At 64.7% G+C, this 16,769-nt stretch carries 16 protein-coding genes; 11 read left to right on the top strand and 5 right to left on the bottom strand.

Annotated elements, in window-relative coordinates; all coding sequences use genetic code 11:
• Window positions 1-37: 37 nt before the first annotated feature.
• Together AC1RRC_RS19080 and AC1RRC_RS19075 are read left to right on the top strand one after the other, a co-directional pair.
• A complete protein-coding gene (locus AC1RRC_RS19080) occupies window positions 38-871 on the top strand; it encodes a phytanoyl-CoA dioxygenase family protein (RefSeq protein ID WP_493057102.1) in 834 nt (277 codons plus the stop codon).
• A gap of 5 nt (window positions 872-876) precedes the next feature.
• Window positions 877-1,704 (top strand): sugar phosphate isomerase/epimerase family protein, encoded by an 828-nt coding sequence (locus AC1RRC_RS19075; protein ID WP_493057101.1) that lies wholly within the window; start codon window positions 877-879, stop codon window positions 1,702-1,704.
• Here the strand turns inward: AC1RRC_RS19075 and AC1RRC_RS19070 are convergent.
• The 3 genes from AC1RRC_RS19070 to AC1RRC_RS19060 form a co-directional block, all read right to left on the bottom strand.
• On the bottom strand, window positions 1,692-3,707 hold the full coding sequence (locus AC1RRC_RS19070) for a CHASE domain-containing protein (protein WP_493057100.1): 2,016 nt from the start codon (window positions 3,705-3,707) through the stop codon (window positions 1,692-1,694). The genes AC1RRC_RS19075 and AC1RRC_RS19070 overlap by 13 nt on opposite strands.
• Before the next feature lie 157 nt (window positions 3,708-3,864).
• The gene (locus AC1RRC_RS19065; protein ID WP_493057099.1) at window positions 3,865-4,959 is read right to left on the bottom strand and encodes an HD-GYP domain-containing protein; all 1,095 of its coding nucleotides are present in this window, start codon (window positions 4,957-4,959) and stop codon (window positions 3,865-3,867) included.
• A gap of 97 nt (window positions 4,960-5,056) precedes the next feature.
• Window positions 5,057-5,338 carry a hypothetical protein gene (locus tag AC1RRC_RS19060; protein ID WP_493057098.1) on the bottom strand — a complete coding sequence of 94 codons (282 nt, stop codon included), beginning with the start codon at window positions 5,336-5,338 and terminating at the stop codon, window positions 5,057-5,059.
• 129 nt (window positions 5,339-5,467) lie between these two features.
• On the opposite strand from AC1RRC_RS19060, the gene AC1RRC_RS19055 reads away from it, so the two are divergent.
• The 6 genes from AC1RRC_RS19055 (at window position 5,468) to AC1RRC_RS19030 (ending at window position 10,347) form a co-directional block, all read left to right on the top strand.
• Window positions 5,468-5,941: a MarR family winged helix-turn-helix transcriptional regulator gene (locus AC1RRC_RS19055; RefSeq protein WP_493057097.1), complete on the top strand. Its 474-nt coding sequence runs from the start codon at window positions 5,468-5,470 to the stop codon at window positions 5,939-5,941.
• A 56-nt stretch (window positions 5,942-5,997) separates the two neighbouring features.
• Window positions 5,998-6,318: a hypothetical protein gene (locus tag AC1RRC_RS19050; RefSeq protein ID WP_493057096.1), complete on the top strand. Its 321-nt coding sequence runs from the start codon at window positions 5,998-6,000 to the stop codon at window positions 6,316-6,318.
• Window positions 6,319-6,404: 86 nt separating this feature from the next.
• Entirely contained in the window at window positions 6,405-7,136 is a 732-nt protein-coding gene (locus AC1RRC_RS19045; RefSeq protein ID WP_493057095.1) for a 2OG-Fe dioxygenase family protein, read from the top strand.
• Between the two features lie 105 nt (window positions 7,137-7,241).
• A complete protein-coding gene (locus tag AC1RRC_RS19040) occupies window positions 7,242-8,594 on the top strand; it encodes a hybrid sensor histidine kinase/response regulator (RefSeq protein WP_493057094.1) in 1,353 nt (450 codons plus the stop codon).
• 11 nt (window positions 8,595-8,605) lie between these two features.
• A complete protein-coding gene (locus AC1RRC_RS19035; RefSeq protein ID WP_493057093.1) occupies window positions 8,606-9,400 on the top strand; it encodes a response regulator in 795 nt (264 codons plus the stop codon).
• Window positions 9,401-9,705: 305 nt separating this feature from the next.
• A complete protein-coding gene (locus AC1RRC_RS19030; RefSeq protein ID WP_493057092.1) occupies window positions 9,706-10,347 on the top strand; it encodes a PEP-CTERM sorting domain-containing protein in 642 nt (213 codons plus the stop codon).
• Window positions 10,348-10,377: 30 nt separating this feature from the next.
• Here AC1RRC_RS19030 and AC1RRC_RS19025 read toward each other — a convergent pair whose 3' ends face one another.
• Both AC1RRC_RS19025 and AC1RRC_RS19020 read right to left on the bottom strand, forming a co-directional pair.
• Window positions 10,378-11,709 (bottom strand): DUF1501 domain-containing protein, encoded by a 1,332-nt coding sequence (locus tag AC1RRC_RS19025; RefSeq protein ID WP_493057091.1) that lies wholly within the window; start codon window positions 11,707-11,709, stop codon window positions 10,378-10,380.
• A gap of 2 nt (window positions 11,710-11,711) precedes the next feature.
• Window positions 11,712-13,115 (bottom strand): DUF1800 domain-containing protein, encoded by a 1,404-nt coding sequence (locus AC1RRC_RS19020; RefSeq protein ID WP_493057090.1) that lies wholly within the window; start codon window positions 13,113-13,115, stop codon window positions 11,712-11,714.
• 198 nt (window positions 13,116-13,313) lie between these two features.
• Here AC1RRC_RS19020 and AC1RRC_RS19015 point away from each other — a divergent pair, with 198 nt between their 5' ends.
• From AC1RRC_RS19015 to AC1RRC_RS19005, 3 genes are read left to right on the top strand one after another with little or no spacing between them, the layout of a single operon-like run.
• On the top strand, window positions 13,314-13,988 hold the full coding sequence (locus tag AC1RRC_RS19015; protein WP_493057089.1) for a TetR/AcrR family transcriptional regulator: 675 nt from the start codon (window positions 13,314-13,316) through the stop codon (window positions 13,986-13,988).
• Window positions 13,985-15,568 (top strand): TolC family protein, encoded by a 1,584-nt coding sequence (locus tag AC1RRC_RS19010; RefSeq protein ID WP_493057088.1) that lies wholly within the window; start codon window positions 13,985-13,987, stop codon window positions 15,566-15,568. The genes AC1RRC_RS19015 and AC1RRC_RS19010 overlap by 4 nt, the downstream gene beginning before the upstream one ends.
• Window positions 15,569-15,583: 15 nt before the next feature.
• Window positions 15,584-16,759 carry an efflux RND transporter periplasmic adaptor subunit gene (locus tag AC1RRC_RS19005; protein WP_493057311.1) on the top strand — a complete coding sequence of 392 codons (1,176 nt, stop codon included), beginning with the start codon at window positions 15,584-15,586 and terminating at the stop codon, window positions 16,757-16,759.
• Window positions 16,760-16,769 lie beyond the last annotated feature (10 nt).

Genomic DNA, 16,769 nt, shown 5'->3' with positions numbered 1-16,769 from the left:
CAATGGTGTCATTGACTCATCAGAGGAGCACCTTGCCATGCTGACCACGGAACAAAAACAGCAATTCCAGCGCGACGGCTATGTCGTCGTCCCCAACTTCAAAACCCTGGACGAGATTGCCCGCCTGCGGGAACGGGCCGCGCAGATTGTCAACGAATTCGATCCAGCAGTGGCGCAAGGGGTGTTTTCCACGAAAAACCAGGCGGCCGACGATTACTTCCTGCGCTCCGACAACACCATCCGCTGCTTCTTTGAAGAAGAAGCGTTCGATGCGGAAGGCCAGCTGAAGCAGGACAAATCGCTGTCGATCAACAAGATCGGCCACGCGATGCACGACCTCGACCCGGTGTTCCGCGCGTTTTCCACCGATGCGCGGCTGGCCGCCGTGGCGCAGGACGTCGGCCTGGAGCGGCCGCAAGTGTGGCAATCGATGTATATCTTCAAGCAGCCCGGCATTGGCGGCGAAGTGCGCTGGCACCAGGACGCCACCTACTTCGACACCACGCCCATCAGCGTCACCACGTTCTGGTTCGCGCTGGAAGACGCCACCCTCGACAACGGTTGCCTGTGGGCGGAGCCGGGCGGCCACCGCTCGCCGCTGCGCGAACGCTTCCTGCGCAATGGCAACGAGATCCGCATGGAAAAACTCGACAGCACGCCGTGGCCGGATGACGCCACGGCCGTGCCGCTCGAGTGCAAGGCGGGCAGCCTGGTGTGCTTCCACGGCTTGCTGCCGCACTACAGCGCGCCCAACCGCTCGCCGGTGTCGCGCCACGCCTACACCCTGCACGTGACCGATGGGCGCACCGCCTATTCGCCGCAAAACTGGATCCAGCGCGATGCGGCGTTCCCGGTGCGGGGGTTTATCTGATGGCCATGGACGTCAAAATCTTCGCTCCGCAATGGGGCAGCAACGAGTTGCCGGCCAGCGAGTTCGTAGCGAAAGTCAAGGCGGCCGGCTTTGACGGCATTGAAATGTCGGTGCCGATGGAGGCCGGCGTGCGCGCCGAGTGGGCCGCCCGCATGGCCGACGCCGGCTTGCTGCTGATCGCGGCGCAATGGGAAACCGTGTTCCACCCGCAGTTCGATGCGCACAAGGCGGCGCTCGAGCGCTTGCTGCGCAATGCGTGCGAAGCCCGGCCGGTGCTGGTGAATTCGCATACCGGCAAGGATTGGTACACGCAAGAACAAAACCTGGAATTGCTGGCGCTGGCCGACGCCATTGCCACGGAATACGGCGTGCCGGTGGTGCATGAAATCCACCGCAGCCGCTTTTCCGGCCACCCGATGCTGCTGCTGCCTTACCTGCGCGCACGGCCGCAGCTGGCATTGACGGCCGACTTGTCGCACTGGTGCTGCGCCTGCGAGTCACTGCTGGAAGACCAGCCGGAAACGCTGGCCGCCACCTTGCCGCATGTGCGCCACATCCATGCCCGCGTCGGTCACCCGCAGGGACCGCAAGTGGCCGATTTCCGCGCGCCGGAACATGCCGATGCGCTGGCCGCGCATTTGCACTGGTGGGACCGCGTGGTGGAGTTGCGCCGCACGGCAGGCGCCGCATGGACGACCATCACGCCGGAATTCGGCCCGGCGCCCTACACGCCGACCCTGCCCTACACGCAGCAGCCGGTCAGCAACGCGTGGGAACTCAATGTCGCGATGAAGGACTTGCTGCGGGCCCGCTACGGCCATCAAGGCAAATGAAGTGCTTCCTCCGGTTCCGCGGCGCGCGCCGGCGCCACCATCGGCATCACGATTGACACGATGGTGCCGTGTTCCGGTTCCGACTGGATCGAGATCGAACCGCGCAGCACGCCGGTGACGATGTTGTAGACGATGTTCATACCCAGGCCGGAACCGCCCTGCCCCATCTTGGTGGTAAAGAATGGATCAAAAATCTGGTGCAGGGTGCGCGGCGCCATGCCGATGCCGTCGTCGGCAAATTCCAGCGCAACCTGGCGCCCATGTCCTGGCTCGGGTTCCAGTTCATAGGCGCGGATGCCCAGCTTGCCGCCATGGCGGCCATCGAATGCGTGCAGCAGCGCATTGCTGATCAAGTTCGACAACACCTGGCTGATACTGCCCGGATACGAATCGAATTCCAGGTTCTCCGGGATCTCGATCGATGTTTCGCAATTGGCGCGCCGCAGTTGCGCCGCATACGTCGCCACCGTATCGCGCACCACGCCGGCCAGGTTGAAATGGCGCCGGTGGCCGCTGGTCTGGTCCACCGCCACCTGCTTGAACGAGGTGATCAGTTCCGCCGCGCGGTTCAGCGAACCGGCCAGGATCGAGCACGCATGGCGCGTGTCATGCAGGTGCGCATCGAGCGCCGAACGCTTGATGCCGCCGCCCTCCGCCAGTTTGCGCTCGAACCCCACCACCATGTCGTCCAGCGCGGAAGCCGTCAGCAGGCTGTTGCCGATCGGGGTATTGAGTTCGTGCGCAATGCCCGCCACCAGCGCCCCCAGCGACGCCATTTTTTCGGACGTGATCAGATTGGTCTGGGCTTGCTTCAAGGTGGCCAGCACCAGGGTCAGATCGCGGTGCGCCAGTTCCGCGCTGGCTTTTTGCGCCGCCACTTCATCCAGGCTGCGCTCCAGTCCGCGCTGGGTTTCCACCAGCGCCGCCTCCGCCTGTTCGCGCACCTTGATATCGCGCTGCAATTGTTCCGCCAGTGCGCGCCGGTTCAGCGCCGTGACCAGCAACATGGCGATCAGCGCGCTGATCAGGGTGCCCGCCGCGCCGATCCAGGCCACGTACATGGTGCCGTCCGGATAGCGGGAGCCCGCATGGCCTTCGAAATGCATGACCCAGCGCCGTTCGCCGACGGACAGGCCGATGTCGGATGTCAGGCCCGGCAACACGGCCGGCCGCGGCGTATTGCCGACCTTGCCGGCGCTGTCAAACATCAGGTTATCCAGCGATGGCGGCGCCGGCGTCTTGTCCTGCTCGTAACCGGCATCATTGATGCGGATCGTCATGTGCGCCAGCAGCGGCGTATCCACCACTTCGCGCATCAGGTTATGGACGCGGAACACGATCGCGACGAAGCCGACCAGGGCGGCGCGCCGCTCCTCGACCGTGCCAAGCGGCGCGCCCGGACGGTACACCGGCGCGCGGGCGACAAAGCCGGGCTGGCCGCTGGTGTCCTGTACCAGCGTGATGCGCTCGGTGGCGACGATGCGGTTGAGGTCGCGCCCCATCTCCAGCGCACGCCGGTGCGGCGGCAGCGCGCCCAGGTCCAGGCCGAAGGCGTTTTCATTGCCCGCCATCGGCTCGTTGTATTCAATGATGTAATGCAGGTCGCGCGTGGCGGCCGGATGGATATTGAATTGCGGGTAGCCGCCAGGCACCAGGCTGGCATCGGCCTTGATGGCGGCCGCGTACTGCGCCAGGTTAGTGGCCGGCACCATGCGCACGAACTGGATCGCCTGGAAGCCGGGATAGCGCTCGGTCAGGCGCAATTCATGCACGTAGCGGGAAAACCCGACACGGCTCACATTGTTGACCGCATGCAAACCCTTCATGCTGAGCAGCATGTCGAAATAGGTTTGCAGGCGGACCGAGGTATCACGCGCGATTTTATCGGCGTCGCGCTGGAAATTCGCGCGCACATTTTGCTGCTGGGTATCTGCGACAAACAGGCAGACCCACACAGTGACGCAGAGTCCAAGGATGAACGCCAGGTAACCGTGTATCCGCATGCCCGCTCCACGATGGCAGGACGGCGTTGCGCCGTCTCATGCGACGACTATAGCATAGTGACGTACGGTTGATACAAGTCAACTACCGTGGCTACAACACTGCCAGTAACTTGGCTGCGCGTGTCAGGGCGGTGTCAGTAATGAAGGGGAAATTCGCTCAGGCCGGGTCCTGGAACTCGGCCGCGATCGCCATGAATTGCTCTTCCACCATCAGCATGGCATCCACCACGTCCGGGTCGAAATGTTCGCCGCTGCCCTGACGGATCAGCTCGATCGCGGTTTCATGGGTAAAGGCTGGTTTGTAGACCCGCTTGGAAATCAGCGCGTCATACACGTCCGCCACCGCCATCAGGCGCGCCGAAACCGGAATGGCTTCCCCGGTCAATCCTTGCGGATAGCCGGAGCCATCGTATTTTTCCTGGTGCGAAAATGCGATTTCCCGGGCAAAGCGCAGGAAATTATTGGAAAAGCCCAGGTGCTGTTCCACGTCGGCGATGGCATTGCGGCCATACACCGTGTGCAACTTCATTTGCGCGAATTCTTCTTCCGTCAGGCGGCCCGGCTTCAGCAGGATCGCATCGGGAATGCCAACCTTGCCAATGTCGTGCAACGGCGCGGCCTGGTACAGGAAGCCGATGTTGCGGTTGGACAATTCGTGCGAAAAGCGCGGATGGATTTGCAGCTGGCGCGCCAGCGCCGTGATGTAATGCTGGACGCGGCGCAAATGGTTGGCGGTTTCGTAATCGCGGGTTTCCGCCAGCGACGCCATGGCCCACACCACGGCATCAATCATTTGCGTCAATTCCTGCGTGGTTTCCGTCACCAGTTCTTCCAGGTGCAGGCGCTGGTGGCGCAGCAATTCGCCCGACCGGCACAGCTGCAAATGCGTGGCCACGCGCGCCAGCACGGTTTCCGGCACCAGTGGCGTATGCAGCACGTCGGTCGCCCCCGCCGCCAGGCTGTACTGTTCATCGGCCGCCTCTCCCTGCGGGATCGCCAGCAATACGGGAATCGCGGCGGTATCGGGATTGCGTTTGAGTTGCCGGCACACTTCGCGGCCATCGAGTTCCGGCAGGGCGGCATCGAGCAGCAACAGGTCGGGACGCGGCACCTCTTGCGCAATGCGCAGCACGGCATGGCCATCGGCGGCCAGTTTGACGTCATAGTGGTCGTGCAGCAAACTGCTGAGCCACAGCAGGTTGTCCGGCACGGCATCGGCGATCAACACGATCGCCTTCTGATGGTCATTCATCACGGTTCCCGTTATCCCATTAGTTACCAGACAGCATCATACCGCAAGGTAGCGCACGGTACCGCCAGGGATGGTCCGGGCATCGGCCACATCGGCCTTATTCGCACAGGGCCGGCGAGCCATCTTCCAGCAGCGCGCCAAAGCAGCGCGTGCAGTGGTAGCAAAACAGGTGGGCGACCCTGACGTTATCCTGGCGTAAAACCAGTTGCAACTGGCCCTTGCGGCAGCCCGGGCAGAATTCACGCATCACGCCGCACGAGACGACATCCTGCGCCAGGTAAGTGTCATCGAAGCGCTCGCCATCGATAACGGATTGTGGATCGAGTTCAACAAGCATCAGCGGCGGCGCTTCGCCCCTGTGTTCTGGCGTCCATTTCATGTCACGGAATCCCAATGTTGTCTTGCGTCGAGACAGACCTGCTTCAACGATAGACAAATTAACATCAACTGGCAAGCGTTTTCTTGGCGCGAGCTTGCAATTTAATAGTGCACTACCTATACTGCGGACATGGAAAACACCCCCGCCACTTCGCCAGGTTTGCCGGCCCTGGGACAGGTCCCCCGGCTCGATGCGCAACTGTGTTTTGCGTTGTATTCCACGTCGCTGGCCATGAACAAGCTGTACCGCAAGCTGCTGCGCCGCCTGAACCTCACCTATTCCCAATACCTGGTCATGATGGTGCTGTGGGAAAAGAATGAACAAACCGTTTCGGAAGTCGGCGAGCGCCTGTTCCTCGATTCCGCCACGCTGACGCCGCTGCTGAAGCGCATGGAACAGGCGGATCTCATTACCCGCACGCGCTGCCCCAACGATGAGCGGCAAGTCATCATCGCATTGACGGCGCACGGCGACGCGCTGCGCCAGGAAGCGGCCAAGCTGCCGGAAGCGATTATCAGCGCCACCCAGTGCACGCTGGACCAGGTAGTGGGTATGAAAGAGCAACTCAATACCCTGCGTGACAGCCTCATGAAAAACGCCTGAAAAAAAACCGCATTTTCACGCTATGATGAAGGAATTCAACAGCTTGGGAGTGCACGATGGAACCGTCTGTCTACCCTGACGATAACGAGCCAGCGCTGGCGCGCTTTGGCGTCGCCCCCGGCATCGTCGCCCTGCATGTGGAGGCCGCCCGCCAGGTGCTGCGCGAACACCAGCACGCGCTGCGGCGCGGCCAGGAAATCATCCCCGCCACCGCCAGCCACGTGGGCCAGCCGGGCCAGGCCGGCCAGCTGGTGCTGCGCGTCGAGGGCGATGCCCGCACCATCTTCGAATTGAATTTCGCCCTGGAAGCCAAGGAAGCGCAACTGGGCATCGCCAAAGATGCGCCGTTCGACATCGTCTTTTCAGAGCAGGCATGAACCTGCGGTCGCCATAGCGCCACGCCGCCCGGCAAGGGGACCGCAGCCGTCGTAGAATAGGGGCATCACTGAACGGCCCCATCAACATGACGACTTACGCCCCGATTTACACCCATCCACTGAGTGTCACCGAAGCGCTGCGCAGCGAAGGCTATGCGCTGATCCATCCGCAGGACGTGGCCGCCCTTGCCGGCTGCACCCTGGCCGGCCTGAATGCGCTGATTCCCAGCTGGGATCACCTTGAGCTCGACAATTACCTGAAGGATGGCGGCCGCTACCGCCGCCGCCGCCACTCGTGCTTCATCCAGGAAGAAGCCAAGCTGACGCAAAGCCCCCACCGCGCCCACTGGCAGCCGCTGGAATACAACGCGCTGCACGGCGGCATGCACCGCCTGTTCGAGCCGGTGCAGCCGGAAACGGCAACCGACCCGGCCTGGCGCGGCCTGCTGTCGTCGATCGCCGGCATCTGTTCCGGCGTGCGCGGCAGGCAGCCGTGGTACATCGAAGCGCACCAGTTCCGCATCGACACCACCGATGGCATCGGGCGCCCCACGCCGGAAGGCGCGCACCGTGACGGCGTCGATTACGTGGCGGTGCTGCTGATCGGCCGGCATGGCATCAAGGGCGGCGAAACCCGCATCTTTGAAGCGGCCGGTCCGAACGGCAAACGCTTCACGATGACCGAACCGTGGACCATGCTGCTGCTGGACGACGCCACCGTCATCCATGAATCCACGCCAATCCAGCCCATGGACCAGCATGGCCACCGCGACACGCTGGTGCTGACCTATCGCAGCGGCGGTTTCCAGGGGGAGTAATTCAACCGCGTCCACTGCCACGGCCCGCTCGACGATTCGACCAAAAGTTTCCTGCGATTTAATCAAATCCGATATAGTCACGTGAAAACTAATGGGAGGCTGTCAGTGGATTCGAGTTACGAAATCGAACCTGGTGAAATAGAAATCCTGATCGTCGAGGACAGCCCGACGCAGGCGGAGCGGCTGCGCCGGCTGATCCAGTCGGTGCGCTACAAGGCGCGCGTGGCCGGCAACGGGCGCCTGGCGCTGGAAGCGATCCGCGAGCGCAAGCCTCACCTGGTGCTGTCGGATATCGTCATGCCGGAAATGGATGGCTATGAACTGTGCCGCGCCATCAAGTCCGACCCCGCGCTGCGCGACGTTCCCGTCATCCTCGTCACGTCGCTGACCGACCCCAAAGACATCATCAAAGGCATCGAGTGCGGCGCCGATAACTTCATCCGCAAGCCGTATGCGGAAGATTACCTGCTCAACCGTATCGGCCACATGCTGGTCAACCAGAAGCTGCGCCGCAACCAAAACATGGAAGTCGGCATTGCCCTGTACCTAGGCGACCAGAAGCACTTCATCAATGCCGAGCGCCAGCAAATCCTCGACTTGCTGATCTCGACCTACGAGCAGGCGGTGCAGGTCAACAGCGAGTTGCAGGCGCGCGAACGGCAAGTGATCGAACTGAATATGCGGCTGGCGCACCATGCGGGCGAACTGGAAACCATCAACCGCGAAATCGCCCTGAAAAACCTGGAACTGGCGGAAGCATCGCGCATGAAGTCCGCGTTCATCGCCAACATGTCGCATGAATTGCGCACGCCGCTCAATGCCATCATCGGCTTCACCGGCGCCTTGCTGATGAAGCTGCCCGGCCCGCTGACCACCGAGCAGGACAAGCAACTCAACACCATCCGCAACAGCGCGCGCCACTTGCTGTCGCTGATCAATGACATCCTCGATGTGGCCAAGATCGAAGCCGGCAAAGTCACACTGTCGATGGAAGACGTGCGCTGCCAGGACTTGCTGGCCGAAGTGGCCGACACCCTGCGCCCGCTGGCCCAGCAAAAGGGCCTGGCGCTGGAAGTGGAGGTGGCGCCGCAACCGGTCGTCCTGCACACGGACCGCCGCGCACTGACGCAAATCCTGATCAACCTGGCCAACAATGCCATCAAATTCACGGAAAAAGGCAAGGTGCGGATCAGCTTGTCGCAGCGCGCCGATGGCAATGGCGTGGTGACGGAATTCGCCGTGGCCGACAGCGGCGCCGGTATCCGCGAAGAAGACCAGGCCAAGCTGTTCCAGGCGTTTTCCCAGCTCGACGCAACATCGACCCGCCACGCGGAAGGCGCGGGACTGGGCCTGTACCTGTGCCAGAACCTGGCCAACCTGATTGGCGGCTCGCTGTTCTTCAGCAGTGATTTCGGCCATGGCAGCACCTTCACCCTGGCGCTGAAAAACAAGCAGTAGCGGGAGCCCGCATGGCGCGTGTACTCATCATTGAAGACAACCAACCGAACATGGATTTGCTGGCCTACCTGCTGTCCGCGTTCGGCCACCAGCCGCTGTGCGCCTATGACGGCGTGGAGGGCGTGGAACTGGCGCGCGACGCGCTGCCGGACCTGATCGTGTGCGACCTGCATTTGCCGCGCCTCGATGGCTATGGCGTGGTGCGCGCCCTGAAGGCGGATGCGGCCACCCGTGCGATTCCAGTGCTGGCCGCCAGCGCGCTGCCGGTCACCGATGGCGGCGCCGCGCTGCGCGCGGCGGGGTTCGACGGCCACTTGCCCAAATCGCTGGAACCGGACGCCCTGATCCCGTCGCTCGAAGCGTGGCTGGCGCCGCACCAGCGCGGCATGGCCCCGGACAGCCATGACAGCAGCGGCGCCGGCACGGGTGCCGCCCCCCCGCCCGGCGCGCGCCTGCTGCTGCTCGACGCCGCCCCGGACAATTGCGGCCTGGCCGCCAGCATAGTCAACCACCTCGGCTATCAGGTCACCACGGCCAGCACCCCCGCCCAGGCCGATGCGTGCGCGGGCCAGTCATTCGATGTGCTGCTGTGCGACCTGGACGGCCCCACAGTCCACGCCGGCGCCCTGCTGGACGCCGCGCTGCGCCACTGGCCAGGATTGCCCATGGTGGCCATCCGCACCGCCGACAGCGACACGGTCGAGCCCGGGCTGGCGGCGCGCACGCCGGCGCCGGTATTGCTCGCCCATCCGCTCGAACCGGAACGGCTGGCCGCCGCGCTGGCGGCGGCATTGCCGGTGCAATAACCCCGCGCCAGCCTGATCAGGCCGGTGAGCAATTCACTTATCGTAGTTCTACGGTATTGCAATGCGTCATGGGCGTACCTATATTGAATCAGTCTCCTCCAAACGTTCTCGGAACATTGGATTTGCCCGCACCTTGATGCGGGCATTTTTTTTGCCTGTCGGATAGTTTTACATATTTTAAAAATGTAAATATTTCCAAAAAGCTAGCTGCTTGATCTTTATCATTTAAGAATTGTTGGTATAGAATTTGCTTTTTAAATTTGCAACACCCCTCGGCAGCGCTGGTGAAAAAAATGGAGAAAAATATGAAGAAGACCCTATGGGCAGCAGCCGCACTGGCGCTGGCCGGCTGGATCGGCGGCGCGGCGCAGGCCGCACCGGTGGTGGCGTTCGGTTCGGGCTATTCCGTGTATATCCAGGGCGAAGACAGCGGCAATACGCAACACCTGGCCAATACCTATGATGGCTCGACGGAATTCTTCACCCGGGCCGGCGAAACCCTGTTTGTCAACGAGACGGAAACCGACCTGGGCGCGGGCGTCCACCGCATCTTCGTCAATGTGGACGCCACTGGCGACCTGCTCCCGGTTCCCGGTGAAGCCGGCCACTCCGGCATCGGCATCGATGGCGATGGTTTCGATTTGCCGGGTAATGTCTTCCTCGAAGACGCGTTCATTCACTATTACATCAACGGGACGGAAGTCTTCACCAGCACCGACCTGGCCGACGATTACCGTGCGCTGTTCCTGGGCGCCTGGAATGGCAGGTTTGCCGACACCAACCTGGCGTTTTCCGTGGGTGGCCTGGGCGGCGCCAACGTCAATGGTTTCGGGTTGGAATTCGTTGTATCGGAGATCCCGGACGGCACCGTACCGGAACCCGGCACCCTGGCGCTGGCCGGCGCCGCGCTGATGGCCATGCTGGCCACGCGCCGCCGCCGCAACTGATCCTTTGCCGCACCCCGGCGGCTGGCGCTGTCAACGCCACAGCGCCAGCCGCCCACCTGCGGGCAAGTCTGGAAATACATGCGCCAGGCGAGCCGGATCGAGCCGCAAATGCTGCTCCGCCACCTGCGCCAGCACGGTGCGAAAGTCGGTCGTCACCGGCAGATCGCGCCCGTCATGCAGCGCCCCGCCCGACAAGCCGCGCCAGTCCCCCAGCACCTTGCCGCCCGCAACGCCACCACCCATGAGCCACATGGCGTTACCATGGCCGTGGTCGGTGCCGCGGTTGCCATTTTCACGCACGGTGCGGCCGAATTCCGACAGCACCACCACCACGGTATCGTCCAACATCGGCCCCAGCCGTTTGGCCAACAGCGCCAGGCCTTGCGCCAGCGGCGCCAGCCGGTTGGCCAGCTGACCAGTCCCCGCGCCCTGCCCGGCGTGCGTGTCCCAGCCACCCAGTGCAAAGAAAGCCAGCTGAATATGCGGATCGCTGCGCATCAGCGAGGCCAGCCGGGCCGCATCGTCGGGAAACCCGGCCGGTAACGGCGCGCCGTTATTGGCCGCCAGCATTTCCTGCTGCAGGCTGCGCTGCATGCCGGGCTGGCTATTGGGTTGCATGCCGGACTCCTGCGGCACGCCCGGTTGCGCACCCCGTATTTCGGACGGCCCCTGCGCATCGATTGCCGCCGCCAGGATTTCACGCCTGGCCTCGCGCCCATCCCGGTACGCCTTGCCGAAGCGCGGATGTTCCTGGTACATCCGGTCAAAGCCGCCCGCCAGCGCCGGCCGCTCCAGCACGCCCGCCTTGCCGGCTGATGCCAGGCTGGCCAGGTTCACCGCCGGCGCCGCGCCGGCCAGGATACGCGGCAGGACCGGCCCGATACTGAGCGTACGGGTCGGCGTGGCCATCCCGGGCAAAGCTGCCGCCAGCCGGTTCATCCAGCCATCCGGGGTATTTTTCACGCCGGGCGTGGCGGACTCCATGTAGTCTTGCGCATCGAAGTGCGAACGGGTCGGATCGGGCGAACCGCAGGCATGGACGAAGGCCAGCTTGCGCTCGCGCCACAACGGCATCAATGGCATCAGCGCCGGATGCAAGCCAAAGTAGCCATCCAGGTCCAGCGCCCCCTCCTCCTTGCCCGGCGCCGCCAGCGCAATGGTCGGACGCAGCTGCGCATAGTCCGGGTCCGCCACCGGCGCGACAATATTCAAGCCGTCGGCGGCGCCCCGCAGCATCACGACCACCAGCTTGCGCCGCGTATCCTGTGAAGCGGGCGCCGCCGCGGCCCAGGCGGACTGGCCCAGCGGCGTCATGGCTCCGGCGCCCGCCGCCAGCATCGCCAGAAAATCGCGTCGTTCCATGATCAGCGCTCCATAAAGTCAGGACTGCCCAGCAATAAAGCCGCCTGCACGCGCGGCGCCCCGGCATCGACGGTCTGCCACGTCGCCGGCGTGATCGCGGGGCCCAGCGCAGCCCGCAAGGTTGCCGCGTCCAACTCATTGCCCAGCTGTACCGCATAGCCGATGCGCAGCGCCAGCGCGTCCGGATTCAGCCACGCCTGCTGGGTTTGTTTGTAGCCGTCCGGCGTCTGGCACCCGTACAGCGGCATGCCCAGCCGGTTCAGCGCGGCCAGCGCCGCCTTCGTACTGTCCGGCGGCGCGCCTGCCGCCCGCAGGGCCGACACCACGTACTGATACGGCGTCTTGAACTTAGCGCCGCGCGCCGCCGGCGCCATGAATTCACTGCTGGCAAACAGCGTTTGCAGCACGGCGCGGATATCGCCGCCACTGTCGCTGAAACGTTGCGCCAGCCGCGCCACCAGCGCCGGCGGCGGCTGGTCTTGCACGAAGTACCGGGCCAGCTTGTCGGCGATATGGCGCGCCGTGGCGGGATGGGCGGCCAGCACGTCGAGCGCCATGTCCCCTTCCGCCTGGCCGGCCGCCGTCACCGTCCGGCCCAGCCATTGCTTGATGCGGGTGTCATGCCGGCGGCTGTCGAAATAAAACGTTTCATTGTCCGCCACCAGGCGGCGCGGCACATAGGTCCACCCGGTCAGCATGCGCGCCAGTTCCGTGACATCGCGCTGCGTGTAGCCGCCATCGACGCCCAGCGTATGCAATTCCATCAACTCGCGCGCATAGTTTTCATTCAGGCCGCCAGCCTTCGACAGCCAGTTATCGAGGTAATACAGCATGGCCGGATGTTGTGCCGTGGCGCCCAGCAGCGCGCGGAAATTGCCCAGCGCATGGGGCCGGATCGCATCGCGCTCATAGCTGGCCACCAGCGCCCGGTCCTGGCCCTTGCCGGCGAAGACATTGAAATGGTTGAACCAGAAGTCCACCATGACTTCTTCCAGCTGGCGCGGACTGGCGACGGCGCGCAACAGGCGCGCCTCGGCGGTTTCCCGCGTGATGCGGGCCAGGACCATGCGCCGCCGCTCTTTGGCGTCATCGGCCTCGTCGCGTACCGCCTGCTGCGCCGCCTGGAGCTGGTCCAGCACGGCGCCGGCCGGCATCTGCACCGTCGACAGCGCCGCCAGCCTGGCCGCCAGCGGGTCCGGCAACGGCAGCGATTCCGGCTGCAGCTGGCTGGCAATCCAGCGCTGGATCCCGATGCGCAGCACCAGGTCGATATCGCCGGGTCCCGGACCATAGCCGAGCCGGTTCAGCACGTGCAGCGCGGAGGCCCGCTCGTCCGAGGTGCTTTCCAGCGGTTCCGGCGCCTCGGCCAGCGCGGCCCCCGCCACAAACCACAATAAGAGTAACAACCTGCGCCATGCTCGCATCTTTGCCCTCCCTGGTGTCGGCATAACATTGGCAATCCGGCACTCAGTGTAGTCCCAACCCCTGCCCTAACCGCATCCACCATGTTTCGACCGTAAGCAAATGTTACGTACAGAAGAATAACTAATCAAACGATCGATTAACTTATATCAATCGTTTGAATCTTATGGTTAAATATCAATATGAACGACCGAAACAAAGTCAAGAAATCGCGCTCCGACGGCGAACAATCCCGCGAGCGGCTGTTGCTGGCCGCGATGCGCCTGTTTGCCGAGCAGGGTTACGCCAAAGCTTCCACCCGCGAAATTGCCCTGGCAGCGGGCGCCAATGTGGCTGCGATCAGTTATTACTTTGGCGACAAGGCCGGCCTGTACCGGGCCGCCTTTGCCGCCATGTCGCTGGACCCCTACCAGAACATCGCTTTGTATGACCAGCCCGACCTCACGCTGCGCCAGTCACTGGAAATCTTTTTCACCCAGATGCTGGCGCCGCTGCGGGAAGGCGACATCTCGCAGCTGTGCAGCCGCCTGTGGTTCCGTGAAATGCTGGAACCGACCGGACTGTGGACCAATGAAATCGAAAACAATATCCGGCCCGAACACGAAGCGATGGCGCGCATCGTCAGCCGCCATCTCGGCCTGGCCGAACCCGATGATGAAATCCACCGGCTGACTTTTTGCGTCGCCTCGCAAGCGCTGCTGCTGATGGTGGGCAGCGACGTGGTGAGCACGCTCACGCCGCAACTGCTGAGCGGACCGAATGCCATCGGCCTGTGGATCGAACGGTTCACCGGCAATGCCGAAGCGATGATCGCGGCTGAAAAAATAGCACGTACCCCCCAAAAGGAATCCGAATGAATCCAACTCCCCCCACGGCGGCCCCGGCCCGGCGTACCACGCTGGCCCTGGCCGCCGCCCTTGCGCTGGCAGGCTGTTCCCTGACAGCGCCGTCGGCCAAGGTTGATGCGCCCATTCCCGCGCAATGGCAGGCCGCCCTGCCCCACAATGGCGACGTGACGGACTTGAACACCTGGTGGCGCAACCAGGGCGACCCGCTGCTGGCGCAACTGGTCGATGCGGCGCAGGCGGCCAGTCCGACCCTGGCGCAAGCGTCGGCGCGCATCGCGCAATCGCGCGCCGAGCGCGTGGCGGCCGGTTCCGCCCTGGCGCCCAATGTCGATTTTGCCGCCAGCGTCCAGCGCATGAGCCAGCAGTCGTCGGTCCCGCTCGGCAGCACGGTACAGGGCGCGTTGCAGGCATCCTGGGAAATCGACGTGTTCGGCGCCGGACGTGCGGCCCGTAATGCCGCGCAGGCGCGCCTGGAAGGCGCCCGCGCCGGCTGGCACGAAGCGCGCGTGTCGGTGGCGGCGGAAACCGCCAACCAGTATTACAGCTTGCGCGCCTGCGAACAATTGCAGACCGTCGCGCTGCAGGACGCCGGATCCCGCGCCCATACCGCGCGCCTGACGGAACTCAGTTCCAAGGCCGGCTTTGTCTCGCCCGCCGACGCCGCCATGGCGCGGGCCAGCGCGGCCGACGGCCGCAGCCGCGCCACGCAACAGCGCGCCACCTGCCAGATCGCCGTCAAAGGCTTGTCGGCGCTGACCGCGATTCCTGAAGCGGAATTGCGCACCCGGCTGGCCGATGGCGCCACCACCGCGTATGCCGCCGCGCAGGCCGGACTGCCGGCCGCCGTGCGCAACGCCGCCGTTGCGGGTACGGCTGCCGGCGCGGCCGGTGCCACGCCAGCGCCAGTGGCCCCGGCAATGGCCGGCGCGGCCCCCGCGATTGCCATTGCCGCGCTGCCGGCCCAGGTATTGAACCAGCGCCCGGACGTCTACACGGCCGAGCGCGACGTCGCCGCCGCCAGCTACGACGTCGGCGGCGCGCAGGCGCAGCGCTATCCGCGCCTGTCCCTGTCCGGCTCCATCGGCGCGGCGAATTTCCGCACCGGCGGCGAAAATACCCAGCTCGACACCTGGACCGTGGGCCCGTTGGCGCTGCAACTGCCGGTGTTCGACGCGGGCCGCCGCCGCGCCAATGTCGACGCGGCGCAGGCGCGCTATGACGCCACCGTGGTGGCTTACCGCGCCACCATCCGCAACGCCGTGCGCGAAGTGGAACAGGCGCTGGTGACGTTGAACGCCACCAGCGAGCGTGCCGCCGACGCCCAGACCGCGCTGGCCGGCTACCGCGCCGCCTTCACCGCCACCGAAGACCGCCACAAGAATGGCATGGCCAGCCTGCTGGAACTGGAAGATGCGCGCCGCATGCGCCTGGCCGCTGAAAACACGGTGATCGCGCTGCAGCAGGAACGCAGCGCAGCCTGGGTCGCGCTGTACCGCGCGGCCGGCGGCGGCTGGCATCCCGACGCCGCGGCCAGCACCGCCAATACCGCCAATGCCGCGAACACCGCCGCCACCGCGAACAACCGATAACGGAACCGACAAATGATGAAACCTCTGCAAACCCGCCTCCGCCCACTGCTGGTGCTGATGGCCGCCGCCTTCGCCCTGCACGCCGCGCTGGCGCCTTCCGCCCAGGCCGACGACAAGGCCGCCCAGTCGGCGCCCAAGGCAGCACTGACCGTCACGGTCGCCAAACCGTCGACCAACCGTCTGCCGATCGCCATCGGCGCCAACGGCAATATCACCGCCTGGCAAGAAGCATCGATCGGCAGCGAGTCGAACGGCCTGCGCCTGCTCGACGTGAAAGCCAATGTGGGCGACGTGGTCGACAAGGGCGAAGTGCTGGCCACGTTCGCCAGCGAAGCCGTAAACGCCGACCTGGCGCAGGCCAAAGCCGCGCTGATGGAAGCCGAAGCCAATGCCGCCGAAGCGGCCGCCAACGCGCAGCGCGCCCGCGCGCTGGACACCTCGGGCGCGCTGTCGGCGCAGCAGATCAGCCAATACCTGACGGCCGAGCAAATGGCCAAGGCGCGCGTGGCGTCGGCCAGGGCGGTCGTATCGAGCCAGCAGTTGCGCCTCAAGTACACGCAAGTGACGGCGCCGGACAGCGGCGTGATTTCCGCCCGCATGGCGACTGTCGGCGCCGTCGCAGGCCCCGGCACGGAACTGTTCCGCATGATCCGCCAAGGGCGCCTGGAATGGCGCGCCGAAGTCACCGCAACCGATTTGCCGAAGATCCGCGCCGGCGGCACAGCCATCGTCAAGGCCGCCAACGGTGCGGAACTGACCGGCAAGGTGCGCATGGTGGCGCCGACGGTCGATCCGCAAAGCCGCTTTGCGCTGGTCTACGTGGACTTGCCGGCGGCCAAGGCAAAAGACGCCGCCGCGTTCAAGGCCGGCATGTTTGCCAGCGGCCGCTTTGAACTGGGCAACAGTGAAGCGCTGACCCTGCCTCAGCAAGCCGTGGTGGTGCGCGACGGCTTCAGCTATGTGTTCCGCGTCAACCCCGACAAGAAAGTGTCGCGCGTCAAAGTGACCGCCGGCCGCCGCATCGGCGAGCAGGTGGAAGTCGTGTCGGGCATCGACGCCGCCTCGCAAGTGGTGGTCAGCGGCGCCGGCTTCCTCAATGACGGCGACCTGGTCAACGTGGTGGCGGCGGCGGCCCCATCGCCGGCCCCGGCTCCGGCAGGCAGCGCGGCCAAAGCCGCCAAAGCGCGCTAACCAGGAGCCA

The organism is Pseudoduganella sp. GW821-FHT12E03 (assembly GCF_058807115.1).
This window is presented reverse-complemented; position numbering and strand designations above follow the sequence as displayed.